Genomic DNA, 12,809 nt, shown 5'->3' with positions numbered 1-12,809 from the left:
ATTGAGGGCTGCTGCGCAACCCAACGGGGGCAAGCCCCCTCGCCACAAAAGCTCTCCTCGCCACAAAAGCCTGTCGCCACACGAGCCCCACTCCACGCGAGCCGCCACAACACCTGCTTTTGTGTTCAGTCCTTCACTGAAATCAGATTTTTCACTCAGTGTTTGTCGCGCCACTTCAGCCGGTGCGGGACTAGTTTGAAAGGGTAATTGATCACCTCAAAAGGAGGCATGGATGCCTGTTAAACCCAACTCCCACCGCTTGCGTCGGGGGCGGCACTCCGAGAGCGGTCGCGCCTATCTGGTCACCGCAGTTGTTTACAATCGACAACCCGTCTTTGCCGATTGGCATCTGGGGCGGCTGCTGGTTACGGAATTGCGCCGAGCCCATGATTCGGGGTTAGTGAACTCAATCGCCTGGGTCGTCATGCCCGACCATTTTCATTGGCTTATGCAGCTGCAGGACTGTGATCTGGGGCACGTGATCGGAGCCGCCAAATCACGTTGCACCCGGAAAGTGAACAAAATGAGCGGTCGCCATGGCCCTCTCTGGCAAACCGGTTATCACGACAGGGCCATCCGCGATGGAGAGGATCTGCTTCCATTCGCCCGCTACATAGTCGCCAATCCCTTGAGGGCAGGCCTGGTGCAAAAGATCGGCGACTACCCGCTCTGGGATGCCTGCTGGCTATAGACATCGCAGCCCCTATTTGGCCAGGGCTTATGTCACAGGTGCTTGTGTGGCCCGGGGCTTTTGTGGCGAGGGGGCTTGCCTGTGGCGAGGGGGCTTGCCCCCGATGGGCTGCGCAGCAGCCCTGAAAGCGGCGGATGCGGTTTATCTGACATTACAGGGTGATTATTGAGGGCTGCTGCGCAGCCCAGCGGGGGCAAGCCCCCTCGCCACAAAAGCTCCCTGCCCACAAAAGCCCCCTGTCCACAAAAGCCCCCTGCCCACAAAAGCCCCTTGGCCACACAAGCACCTGCCACAAAACCCGTCTCGCCAGGCGTGCCCTCCTCATCATCAGACAGCTTTTTGGTCGCAAATCCATGCTGGTCCGTGCATCATTTTACTGTTCACAATTTTTTCACCATCGCCAACCACCGTCTAAGCTACAGACAAGTCCGATCAATCTGCGTGAATGGATCAGTCGACTATGGGCGCTTTGTGGCAAACCGATTCGAGTAAAACCGTGGTTCCGACTGAACGAGTGGATGAAGCGCCATTACCTGAAAAACCCCGTCGCTCCCGGCACGGGTGGGGGGCGTTCTGGCTGTTGTTATTGATCATCGCGATTGCCGTGGGGCTGGCGGCTGCCAGGGAGATGCGCACTTCGAAGTTCCAGGCCCAGGAAGTCAGCAAATATGCCGCATCCCTGAGTTATGAAATGCAACCGGGCCCCAGCGACTCCATTCGCTACCCCGGAGACGGTCCGTTCGACCGGCGCCTGGGCTACAGCTCACTGGATGAATTCCTGCCACGCCTGATCAAGCGCGATTTCGTCGTTGAAGCGCAAACGCGTTTCTCCCCGTCCCTGATGAGTTACAGCGGCAAAGGCCTGTTCGTGCCCTATGCCGAGAAAATCCAGGCCGGGTTGTCGATCACCGATTGCCGCGCGGCGCCGCTGTACCAGTACAAGTATCCGCAACAACTCTATTCGAGCTTTACCGCCATCCCTCCGGTAGTGGTCAACAGCCTGCTGTTTATCGAGAACCGCTTCCTGCTCGACCCCAAACAGCCGCAGGCCAACCCTGCCGTGGACTGGCCACGCTTCGGCATGGCCGCCTGGTCCCAGGTCGCCAAGTTGCTGCACGTGCCCGGCCAGTCTGCCGGCGGCAGCACCCTGGCCACCCAACTGGAAAAATACCGGCACTCGCCCGATGGCTTGACGGTCAGCGGCGCGGAGAAAATCCGCCAGATGATCTCCGCCACCGTGCGCGCCTATCAGGCCGGGCCGCAAACCCTCGAAGCGCGGCAGAACGTCGTGCGCGACTACCTCAACAGCGTGCCATTGTCGGCGGTACCGGGGCACGGTGAAGTGCACGGTATGGCCGAAGGTTTGCGCGTGTGGTACGGCTCCGATTTCAACCAGGCCAACGAGGCGCTGGCCAGTACCGCGACCGATCCGAAAACCATGGCGGACAAAGGCCTGGCCCTGCGCGAGGTGCTGTCATTGATGATCGCCCAGCGCCGCCCTTCCCATTACCTGACCAAGGGCCACGATGAACTGGCCGACCTCACCAACAGTCACATTCGCCTGCTGGCGCAGAATGGCGTGATCGATGCGCAGTTCGCCGCCGCTGCCCTGGCCAGCAAGGTGGTTTACCGCGACTGGGCGACCCAGCCGACCATTCAACCGATCGAGACCAACAAGGGCATCAGCGTTGCGCGAAGTCGCCTGGCCGGCATGCTCAACCGACCGTTATACGACCTCGACCGTCTCGATCTCTCCGCCACCAGCACCCTGCAGGGTGAATTGCAAACCCAGACCACCGAATACCTCAAACACCTTGCCGACCCGGCCTTTGCCACGCAGATCGGCTTGATGGGCGAACGCTTGCTCACACCAACCACCACCACCCAGGTGCGCTACAGCTTCACCCTGTTCGAACTGACCCCGGACGGCTCGCGCGTACGGGTGCAGACCGACAGCACCGACCAACCGTTCGACATCAACGAAGGCAGCAAACTGGAGCTGGGCTCCACCGCAAAAATGCGCGTGATGACCACCTACCTGCAAATCATCGCCGAACTGCACGACAAATATTCAGGAATGGCCATTGCTGATTTGAAGAAGGTCGAGGTGCCGGTTCAGGACCGCCTGAGTCGCTGGGTCGTCGACTACATGATCGAGAACAAGGACCGCAGCCTGCCGACCCTGCTCGGCGCTGCCCTGGACCGCAAGTACTCTGCCAGCCCCGGCGAAGCGTTCTTCACCGGTGGCGGCCTGCACACGTTCAATAACTTTCGCAAGGAAGACAACGCCCGCATTCCCACCCTGCGCGACGCCCTGCGTGAATCGATCAACCTGCCGTTCATTCGCCTGATGCGCGACCTGGTGCGCTACACCACCTATTCGGGCCCCAACAACAGCGCCGAACTGCTCAAGGACGATCGCGACCCCAGGCGCCAGGAATACCTGGCCTCGTTCGCTGACCGCGAAGGCACTTCGTTTCTGCTGAAGTTCTGGAAAAAGTACAAAAACAAGGATACCCAGGCGCGGCTCGACACCTTCCTCGACGCCATGCGTCCGACCCCGATCCGCCTGGCCGCGGTGCATCGCTACCTGTTGCCACAGGCCACCCAGGAAAGTTTCAACGGCTTCGTACGCTCGCACCTCAAGGGTGCCAAGCTCACCGAAAAACTCACCGATGAGCGCCTTCAACGGCTCTATCAATCCTACAGCCCCGGCGCTTACGATCTGCCGGATCAGGGCTTCATCGCCAAGGTTCACCCCCTGGATCTGTGGCTGATGGGTTATCTGCTGCACCACCCAGAGGCTGAGTGGAGCGAAATCGTCAAGGCCAGCCAGTTCGAACGCCAGGAAGTTTACAGCTGGCTGTTCAAAAGCCGGCACAAAGGCGCCCGCGACAGCCGCATCCGCACCATGCTGGAGATCGAAGCATTCCTCGACATCCATCAGCGCTGGCAAAATGTCGGCTATCCGTTCGACCACCTGGTGCCCTCGCTGGCCACCGCCATCGGCAGCTCCGGCGACCGCCCTGCCGCCCTGGCCGAACTGATCGGGACCATCCTCAACGACGGCATACGCATGCCGACCCTGCGTATCGACAGCCTGCATTTCGCCGCCGACACACCGTACGAAACCAAAATGATCAACGACCCGCAGGTCGGCAAACGCGTGATGCCGTCCGAGGTGGCGAAGGCCATGCGCGATGCGCTTTCGCAGGTGGTGGATGCCGGTACGGCCAAGCGCGTGGCCGGCAGTTTCAAACTGCCCGACGGCACGCCTTTGGCCATGGGCGGCAAGACCGGCACCGGCGACAACCGCATCGAAGCCATCGGTTCCGGCGGACGAATCCTCAGTTCCAAATCGCTCAACCGTACGGCCACGTTTGTGTTCTACATCGGCGACAACCATTTCGGCACGCTGACCGCCTTTGTTCCGGGGCGCTCCGCCGAAAGCTTCACCTTTACCTCAGCGCTGCCGGTGCAAGTGCTCAAGGGCATGGCGCCGATTCTGACGCCGTACCTGCAGCCGAACAGCCACACCGGATGCCAGCCGACCCAGGTGGCGCGCCAATGAGCATCCGTGGCGGTATATACGTATTTTTCTGATGCTGTTTTTCAATCCTTTGGCCGCACAAGCGGCCATTAAAGCGCTGGAATTCAAGCTTTTATTCCGCGCCTGAGGAGATAGGCTGATCATTCTTATCGAGACTCAAGGATGATCACGATGTCTGCATTACTTCCCGCCCAACCCACTGATCTGGATAAAGGCAAACACTACGACCTCATCAAAACCCGGATCAGCGACTGCTTCCAGACGGCGCCGCCGCACAGAACCGAAGTCCTGACCCGACTCAAACTGAAATTCGAAAAATGGCACACCCGCGACGCCCAATTGCGAGAAGCCAACAAGCAGGCCTGGATCACGCAAAGCATCGTGGATCAGTTTTTCACGAGCGTGCAGGACGTCTACGCATTTGCCGCCCCCCTTCTGCAGGCCAGGCTCCTGGAAAAATATGGCGTCGAGGATGACGTGCGAACCACCTTCCTGCGCTTGTACATCGCGAGAAACAGCGACTGGTGGGTCATCGATACATCCGGCGGCGTCACCACCCGAACCGTTTCACTGCTCGATGCCGCGCTGCATAACTTCGCCGCCGGTGAAACCTTCGAAGACGATTGCGCGTTCATCACTGAGCCTGACGCCAACGGGCAGTTCGAGATCAAATCGATCAAAAACAAGATGAGCATCCAGCAGTTCCAGGATCTGTGCCGGGAACTGGATATCGGCAGCCAATACAGTAAGCATCTGCAAGACAAATTGAAGTCACCCCTCATCATTGTTCGGGAACCTCTCAAAGCAGCACTTATCGCCTGCGAAAAGGCCGCGCTGACCGCCGCTGCCGCCCTGGCGCTGATCAAGGGCGACATCAACCAGGATGCGCACCGGGTCGTCACACAAATGCTGGCGGGAACAGAAAAAACGGTGCGCAACGGCAAGGTCATCGGGCATGGCGCCCTGGGCTTGTTGGAAACGACGCTGACCGGCATCGTGGTTTTCGGCACGGCCGACAGGCTGCTTCCCGACCTCTACCCGATCATCGTGTACGTCCCCAATGACCCCGATCACCCGTTGAAGGAATACAAATCATCAGCTCACTTCGTCACTGAACTGAGCACTCAGCTGCGTGAAAACAGGGTGTCTGCCTCTTCACAGATGAGCTACCGCCAGTTTTTCAGTCAGTTCGTCGACCATAACCTGCGTGGGCATTTCTTCGCGAAAGTCGAAGAGCACCTCAACACCCTGACCTGGCATAAAAAGGATCCGCTGGACCAACGCCCGACCTGGCGTGAAACGCCGGTCAAACAACCCGACCTGCAATACCGGCGGATTTCACGCACCGGCGACCTCGCCGAGCAACTGTATCTACGCAAAATCGACAAAGTGCTCAGGGACGCCCGTGACATTGCCGTGTCCACCGCCGATGCCGACAGCGAGGCGCGCAAAGCGTGGTGGGACAACTTTCTGAAGATCGTATCGGATCTGTTCAACGCCGCGCTGATGGTCGTCACACCGTTGGTGCCGGTCATCGGCGAACTCATGCTGGCCTACACGGCTTATCAAGTGAGCACCGAAGTCATCGACGGGGTGGTCGATCTGGCCGAGGGGCACTGGGTGGAGGCCACCGAACACCTGATCGGCGTATTGAACGAGGCGGCCCAAATGGCTGCCATCGGTGCCGGCGCCTTTATCGGCCAAGTCCTGGTGGCAAAAGCGTCTGCGTTCGTCGACGGTATGCTCCCCGTTACATCAGGTACGGGCACGACACGCCTGTGGAACCCCGACCTCGCGCCCTATGAGCGACTGAACAGCGATCTGCCGGTGGCTGCAAAACCTGATGCCAACGGCCTGTACACTCACGAAGGCAAACAGATTCTGCAGGTGGCGGACAAGCAATACGAGGTCGGGAAAGATTCCGTAACCGGCAAACAGTACCTGCGGCATCCCAAACGCGGTGATGCTTACCAGCCCCGCGTTGACCTGAACGGTGCAGGGGCTTATGTGCTCGAAACCGAACAGCCGCGCACCTGGGACAACGCCACCTTGCTGCGCCGGATCGGTCCGTCCGTGGAGAGTCTGAGCGACGCGCAGCTCGAAACCGCCCGCCAGATCAGCGCAACGGACCCTGGCGAGTTGCGTGCAATGTACGTCGAAAACCAGCATCCGCCCGTCTTGCTGACCGATACGATCGCCCGCCTGGATGTCGATCAGGACATTCAAACGTTCATCGATCAAATGAACAGTGACGACCCGGTTGTTTATGGCAAGGCCGATTCCGTCACCCAAATGCAGGTCCTCACCGCCCATGGCATGTGGCCCGAAAAAGCCTCGATGCGCATCATCGACCGCGAGTCCAAAACCATCTGGGAGTACACCGGCACCCAAGCTGGCACAGGCAAGCGGCTGGTTGTTCAGCTTCAGGAACGGCAGTTACTCAACGGCGAACTGCTGAAAACCGTCATGGCAACCCTCGATGAAAATGGCACGTCGATCATTCTCGACCTTCCGGCCGACTCACTCCCGGCCTCCCTCGAGGTGCGAACCGGCGCACTGCGCAAACGGATCGCCAGTGTGGCGCAAAGCGATCGAACGAAATTGTTCAACGAGGATTACGCCAGCCGCGAACACGCCACAGAAAAAATGACGCAGCTGGTCAGGGACAAATATCCCGACATTCCTCAACAAGGCATCAAAAATTTGCTGGCCCAGGCTTCCCAGGGCGAATTGCAGATCATCACCGACCAAGGGCGCCTGCCTTTGCGCCTCAAGCGCAGGGCCTATGAACTGCAACTGGAAACCCGGACCGCCCGCGGCTCTGAGGGCTTTTACCGTGACTCACTGATCAACGCCGATACCGAACGCCTGACGCTCGGTGCCTTGCGAGTGCACAGCGACTCGCTGAGCGAACTGCGCATTGAAATCCGTGACGACAGCTTCGACGGCACGCTGCGCAACAGCGCCGGGGCAGAGGATGCCGCGACGGTGCGCATTCTGGTCAGGAACAAGGACAACCGCTACGAGGTACACGACAGCACCGGCACGAAACTGCACGAGGCCACCGACCTGTTTCAAGCCCTTTTGCAGGCGTTGCCCGAGGACAAACGCCGGGCGTTGGGCTACAACACCGGCGAAGCCAACCTGTTCAAGCAATGGGTCATGGTGAAAACCGAAACTGCCAGCGAACGACGCACGCTGCTTGATCAAAGACAACCGTCGCCGCTTGCCAAGCGCGAGGACCTCCTGCTGTTACGCGGCCCCTCGCTGTCAAAGAAAAGCGTCACATTGCAGGAACGCGTGAGGGATCTCTATCCCGATTTCAACGATAGGGAGGTTCAGACCTTCGTCCAGTCACTCAACGCCAGGGGCGATGCAATCGAGTCCCTCAAACGTTTGAAAACGGAACTAAATGATCTGCGCGAGCAGCTAGAAATCTGGCAGTCGCCCCACACAGACTCTCCATCCCGTCGCCAGAAGTTCAGCCGCGAGGGTGGCGAGCACATCAAGAACCAACTGATCAAATGCTTCGAACGCAAAAGCACAGCTTTCGGCAGGCGCAGTTTGCATCCAGAGGGCGGCTACACACTGGATCTCTCGACAGACCCGGGGTTCTCGAAAGATCTCGAGTTGTGGTGGAAAAAACTGCCAAATTTGCGCCCATATTTCGAACAGATCACCACGCTGAATCTGGATGATGCCACGTTTGGCGCAGAATCCAGCGGACTGCTGAAGGACTTCCCGAACGTGCGCCATTTGAGCGCCCGACAGTGCAAATTGACCCAGCTACCGCAAGGCATCGGCAGGATGCCTTTGCTCGAAACCCTGCGCCTTACCGGCAACAAAATTCGACTTGCTGCCGCTGACGTCGAGCGCCTCGCCAACCTGACCCGTCTGGAAACCTTGCGCCTGGACGCAAACCCGCTGGGAGCCTCGGTGAATGTCGCACGCATGCCACGATTGAAAGTGCTGAGCCTGAACAATACGGGCAGTACCGGCTGGCCTGAGGGCCTCTTCAGTTTGCGGCGGCCCAGGAGCTTTTTCCTGGACATGCTGGATAACCCCATAACTCGGATTCCAACGGTGCAGCCGGGTTCGGAGCAAGCGTTCATCATCGCTCGAACCCGCATCTTTACCGAAAACATTTCTGACGAGCTACGCGCCACTTTTCGAGATTATCGAAAGTCGGTAGGCATCAATCCGGACTTCTACACCTCCGCTCGAATCGAAGCTGAGTTGACCAAGTGGAAAGTCCCCAAAGATATAGACCATGCAACAGGTCATGCAGGTCTTGGTGCCTACCGGGTAGAAGCCTGGCACGATCTGGCCGGCGAGGAAAACTCCAGCGGGTTCTTCTCGGTCATCGAGGGCCTTGTGACCTCGGCGGACTATCTGGCAGACGGTGAGCCGCGCCAGCAGCTTACCGACAGGGTCTGGCGCATGGTCGACGCCGCTTACCTCGACGACACAGTGCGCGACGAGATGTTCGAGATGGCCCTGTTCCCCACCAATTGCGCGGATGCCGGTGCCCAGCTGTTCAACAACATGGGGATCAAGGTACTTGTCTCGGAGGCGTACTCATACTCGACCTCGGCCGAAGAGCTGCAGACTGCCCTGGTCAAAGTGGCAAAAGGCGCTGCCCGCCTGGGCGAGGTGAGCGAAATCGCGCGAGAGGATATCAAGTCGCGCGGCGGCGACCCTGATGAAGTGGAAGTGCACCTGGCCTATGAAACCGGGCTTGCCCCGCGTCTGGATCTGCCTTGGCAATCCTACAAGATGCGTTACCGGGAAATCGCCGGGGTCAGCGATGAGATGATTGACCAGGCCTACGACAAAATCATCAATGACGAACGGGCTGATGGCCTGGTGAACTTGATGCTGGACCAGCCGTTCTGGACCGATTACCTGAAGGAGACCTTTGCGCACCAGCTCAATCAAAATACCAAGGCGTTCCAACTGAAAGTGGGCCTGCTCGAAGATCTGCGTGAAGCACAGCAGGCATGGGCAGACGCGCGCAACTTGCCCGAAGCGGAGCAAGCACCGCTGAAGGCCAATTTGATCAAGCTCGCCGGTCAATGGCCGGTACCCGAAGATACGGTCCTCACCGGTAACCCGATGACCGATGAGACTTATGCAACGCTGACCCTCGAAATGGCGGATGAAGAGAAGGCCCTGAGCAGAACCTTGACCCGTCAAGCGCTGGCAAGAGTCGGGGCGTAACCACCCGCGACCCCGTCATCGTCCTGAAACTGGATACCTTGCCTTCAGGACGGTGACCTCACACCTCCGAATCCCAGATTACCGTGGCGGTGCCGGAATATTGGCTACCGCCATGTTTGAGCATCTCCTTGGTATCGTCCCCGCCCACCTCGAAATGCAAGGTGCCGGGCTTGCGATCGACATAGAAACCCGGTTGAAACAACTCGGTGCCCGAACCGCTCAGCACCAATGGCTGGCGGTTGACGGGTGAGCCGTCAGCGCGGGTCAAGCCGTTGGGTAAACTCACGCTGATCTGCATGGGCACCTGATGATTGTCGGCATTACGCAGACCGCAGGTGTCGCCCATTTCCTGCCCGCACTCCAGCTTCATCTTGAAACGTGACGAGGCCGAGATGTTGAAGGTCTGGTCGCGAAACAGCCGTGTCGGCTGGCGACTGTTATTCAACCACGCTTGCCAGCCGCCCTGTGGTACCAGTTCTACCCGATTACCTCCTGGTGGAATGTCGACTTTGAGGGTGTGTTCAACGCTCAGGGTGAAATCGAGTTGAAGAACTCCGTCCGAGGGTACAACGATGTCCCCCAGATCGAAGTCGCCACCAGGGCCTACCGAATATACCTGCGTTCCTTCGTATATCCCCGTGGACATTTGCAGTGGATTTGGCGTGCGTAGTTCGTAGGTGAAGTCCAGATACCGGTAGCCAAGACCAGGGATCTGAAACCTGGCTTGCTTGGCACACACCGCTTCTTCAGGCGTCAGCCAAAAAAATTCAAAGCCTCTAGCACCGTAGTAGCTTTCCCTGCCTATGCTTCTACAAGGAGGCGACACGCTACTCCAACGACTTCCCCACAACAGCGAATGACCTGCTGTAACAGTCGCACTGCCCGTGAGGGCCCTCACATCGTCGCTTACGTCGTAAACACCGCCCATCCCGGCAATGCGAACTTCCAGCGCCACCTCTTCGCCGGTGTTACGTTCCCTCACGGTCAGGACGCGCCAAGCCGCTGGCGTCTTTAACATCGCGCCCTTTCGCACATCTGAATGGTTCGGCTCGATGGGGCCATTCAAAGTAGAACTATTGAACATTCTCAGGCTGAAAATACCGTGCGTCTCACAGATGGCTGGATAGTTATTGCAAAACCCTTGATTGCGCGTCGTATTCCTGAATTCGTTCCTCAGCGGGTTGCTTGGATCAGGGCTGAAAGTGGCAGTGATCTGTTTGACCGCTGCCCCGGCCTGCAACGAAGAAATGCTAAGGCAGACACCGATGAAAATCGTTCTTGCCGTGCGCCGCCATGGGACCATTAATAAATGGACCGTTAATAAATGGACCGTTAATAAATTCATCATTTTTTTGGCGCTCATAAATTGTGTGGCATTTATTAGCCGGTTCTCGGCACGGCATCGGTGAATTGGGCCAGGATTGACGGGCTGCAACACAAATCCCCAATTATCAGCACTGCGCGCATGGGCTGGGACTGAAGGTTTTCATTGTCCTGAAGCTCGTTGAACGACAGGCAATAACGTGCGCCTGGTTAAACTTCCGAATCCCAAATCACCGTCACATTTCCGGAATATTTTTTTGATTGCCAGGGATCGAGCATCCACTCCACGTCGCGGGGATCAACTTCGAAATGCAGCGTTCCCGGTTTTCGCTCCACGTAAAAAGACGGCTGGAATAACTCGGTACCGCTGCCATCGCGCAACAATGGGCGGCGTTCGACAGGAGCACCACTCGCGTCACTTAAACCGCTTGGCAGGCTGACGCTGACATTCAGTTGGACTCTCTCGACACCCGAGGCCCCACCTAACGCGCAGTTGTTGCCATGGTTGTAATCACATTCCAGCCTCATCTTGAAGCGCGAGCTGGCCGAGATATTGAATGTCTGATCACGGAATAATCGCTCAGGCTTACGGCCCTTGTTCACCCAGGCTTGCCAGCCACCCGGGGGAACCAACTCAACGCGATTGCCACCCGGCGGAACTTCAACCTTGAGTTCATGCTGAACTTCCAGGGTGAAATTCAGCATCAAGAGATTGTCCTTGGGCAGTACCAGATCGCCAAAGTCGAAGTCTCCGCTCGGCCCCATCGTGTACGGAATGCTGCCTCGATAAGTGCCTGTACTCATTCCCAGAGGATTCGGGGTACGCAGCTCGTAAGCGAACTCAATGTAGCGATAGAGAAACTTCGGAATAGCGAACTTGGCCTGAGTGAAGCAAGCGCCGGCATTTTCCGGAACAAGCCACATAAAGTTGACGAAGTAATCCGTCCCGGTAATAAAACCGGAGCCTATACAGGGTGAAGGCGCATTACTCCAACGACCGATACTCCACAAGGCGCTATCACCAATGCCGCCTGTCAAATCCGTCGCGTTGGCATACAGATCATGTCGACCGCCAATACCGGCAATACGTACTTCGACAATTTCGGGTTTACTGCCGGGGGTGTCAGACACAACCGAAATCTGCCGCCACTCAGACGGTACTTTTAGATAGGCACCGAGGCGCGGATTCGTATGATTGGCTTCTACCGGCCCGCCAGTCGTCTGCTCATAAGGCACGCCCTGAACAATCAGGCTGAACATGTTTCTGGGCTTGCACAGCACCACAAAATGATGGCAAAACTGACTGTTGGGCGTCGTGTTGACGAAGCGGTTTTGCATCGGGTTGGCAGGGTCGGGCTTGAAAACTGCGGTAATCTCAGTCGAAGCCGCTCCCGCCGACAAAGAACCGCACAACCCTAACGCGGCGAGTGACAACCCGGTCAGGCGTTTTGCGATCGAGTACCAAATACTCATACTATTGATTCCATCTGGATTACAGCCTCAAGGCGCCAGCGCTTCGAAAATCATGTGCACGCTGCCGTAGTAACTGCCCGGTTTGTAACCCTCCGGCACTTCAGCTGCTGCCACTTCCAGGCCCACACGCTTGCCGAGTCGACCATCGAGTTCGGACACCACTTCATCGGCATCCACGGTGAGGCGCTTGCTGTTGAACGTCACGACCAGGGGAATGTTGTCGCTGTCCCGGCCGTTGCTCAGATACGGCTCGTCACTGAGCCGGGCGGCAATACCGCCGTTGGTATTTTTCACGTCGAAGTTCTTGCGCAACGGGGTCAAGCGGCCCGACACCGAATTGAAGGGCAGTGCCTGCTCCTGATGAATCCAGTCAGGTTCCGACGGGATTACGTAGAACTCCGCCGAGGGGATGGTCACCGACACCTCGAAGGTTTCCCGTTCGGTTATTGCATTCACGGTGCCGCTGAGCGACAGCAGCGCCAGCGATAGGGTTACGAGAGTTGCCTTGAACATTTTTGTCACCTGACACAGTCAATAAGGGCACTTGCGCAG

At 57.9% G+C, this 12,809-nt stretch carries 6 protein-coding genes; 3 read left to right on the top strand and 3 right to left on the bottom strand.

Going from position 1 to position 12,809, the window contains the following annotated elements:
- Positions 1-232: 232 nt before the first annotated feature.
- The 3 genes from ASE98_RS20635 (at position 233) to ASE98_RS20625 (ending at position 9,461) form a co-directional block, all read left to right on the top strand.
- Entirely contained in the window at positions 233-691 is a 459-nt protein-coding gene (locus tag ASE98_RS20635) for an REP-associated tyrosine transposase (RefSeq protein ID WP_060543172.1), read from the top strand.
- Positions 692-1,151: 460 nt separating this feature from the next.
- The gene (locus ASE98_RS20630) at positions 1,152-4,262 is read left to right on the top strand and encodes a transglycosylase domain-containing protein (protein ID WP_060543171.1); all 3,111 of its coding nucleotides are present in this window, start codon (positions 1,152-1,154) and stop codon (positions 4,260-4,262) included.
- A gap of 150 nt (positions 4,263-4,412) precedes the next feature.
- A complete protein-coding gene (locus ASE98_RS20625; protein WP_060543170.1) occupies positions 4,413-9,461 on the top strand; it encodes an NEL-type E3 ubiquitin ligase domain-containing protein in 5,049 nt (1,682 codons plus the stop codon).
- Positions 9,462-9,519: 58 nt separating this feature from the next.
- Here ASE98_RS20625 and ASE98_RS20620 read toward each other — a convergent pair whose 3' ends face one another.
- From ASE98_RS20620 to ASE98_RS20610, 3 genes are all read right to left on the bottom strand, one after another.
- On the bottom strand, positions 9,520-10,764 hold the full coding sequence (locus tag ASE98_RS20620) for a hypothetical protein (RefSeq protein WP_060543195.1): 1,245 nt from the start codon (positions 10,762-10,764) through the stop codon (positions 9,520-9,522).
- Positions 10,765-10,994: 230 nt separating this feature from the next.
- Positions 10,995-12,257, bottom strand: a complete 1,263-nt coding sequence (locus ASE98_RS20615; protein WP_236707818.1) for a hypothetical protein — start codon at positions 12,255-12,257, stop codon at positions 10,995-10,997.
- Positions 12,258-12,284: 27 nt separating this feature from the next.
- The gene (locus ASE98_RS20610) at positions 12,285-12,770 is read right to left on the bottom strand and encodes a CS1 type fimbrial major subunit (protein ID WP_060543169.1); all 486 of its coding nucleotides are present in this window, start codon (positions 12,768-12,770) and stop codon (positions 12,285-12,287) included.
- Positions 12,771-12,809: the final 39 nt, after the last annotated feature.

This window comes from Pseudomonas sp. Leaf48, from assembly GCF_001421885.1.
GTDB lineage: Bacteria > Pseudomonadota > Gammaproteobacteria > Pseudomonadales > Pseudomonadaceae > Aquipseudomonas.
Note: the sequence above shows the minus strand (reverse complement) of the source record. Positions and strands in the feature narration are given on the sequence as shown.

Coding starts and splice junctions, on each gene's coding strand:
- ASE98_RS20635 (WP_060543172.1), top strand. CDS start 233: ATGCCTGTTAAACCCAACTCCCACCGCTTGCGTCGGGGGCGGCACTCC.
- ASE98_RS20630 (WP_060543171.1), top strand. CDS start 1,152: ATGGGCGCTTTGTGGCAAACCGATTCGAGTAAAACCGTGGTTCCGACT.
- ASE98_RS20625 (WP_060543170.1), top strand. CDS start 4,413: ATGTCTGCATTACTTCCCGCCCAACCCACTGATCTGGATAAAGGCAAA.
- ASE98_RS20615 (WP_236707818.1), bottom strand. CDS start 12,257: ATGAGTATTTGGTACTCGATCGCAAAACGCCTGACCGGGTTGTCACTC.
- ASE98_RS20620 (WP_060543195.1), bottom strand. CDS start 10,764: ATGGTCCCATGGCGGCGCACGGCAAGAACGATTTTCATCGGTGTCTGC.
- ASE98_RS20610 (WP_060543169.1), bottom strand. CDS start 12,770: ATGTTCAAGGCAACTCTCGTAACCCTATCGCTGGCGCTGCTGTCGCTC.